The sequence below is a fragment of the Planotetraspora sp. A-T 1434 genome (assembly GCF_025420585.1).
Classification (GTDB): domain Bacteria; phylum Actinomycetota; class Actinomycetes; order Streptosporangiales; family Streptosporangiaceae; genus JAOEGB01.
In genome coordinates this window covers 1-512 of record NZ_JAOEGB010000103.1, presented here as the reverse complement: position 1 = coordinate 512, position 512 = coordinate 1, and the positions used below count along the sequence as shown (strand labels likewise).

The window sequence follows — 512 nt, the reverse complement described above, 5'->3', positions numbered from 1 at the left end:
CGGACCCACGAGACCGGTCACCCGGCCTAGCGGTTTTCAAGAACGCTCCGGTTGCGCGCTCCCCCGGTCTCCTTCGCTCACGCGGAAGGTCGGCAGGAAGATCCCTCGGTGCCGCTACTCCGGGACCACGAACGACCCGATGGATCCACGCACCCGCATCAGCGAGACCTCCAGCCCGCCAAAGTACCCCCGCGACCCCTTCGGCTGGCGCGGCCACCGCGTCGGGCAGACCATGAGCGTCAATGGCAAACGCGCCTCCGCCAGCACCCTGCTCCTCCCCCAGCGCGGCCCCATCGTGCTCGCCCTGGACTACACCAACTACACGCCCAAGACGCCCGAACAGACCCTGCGCGCCTATAACATGACCATTCTCCGCAGAATCCTCGCCCCCGCCTGATCACAAGCGCTGGACTTGCCTATCTGCTGGCGCACTATCTGACGAACCCTGGCCCCGAATGATCCACTTCGTGCCTGACGGGACCATCAGGCGGGCGCCTTTACGCTGTAGATCT

At 65.8% G+C, this 512-nt stretch carries 1 protein-coding gene; it reads left to right on the top strand.

The window, feature by feature from the left end; genetic code table 11:
• On the top strand, positions 1–397 hold a 397-nt coding region (locus N5079_RS35145; RefSeq protein ID WP_261588542.1), incomplete at its 5' end, for a hypothetical protein.
• Positions 398–512 lie beyond the last annotated feature (115 nt).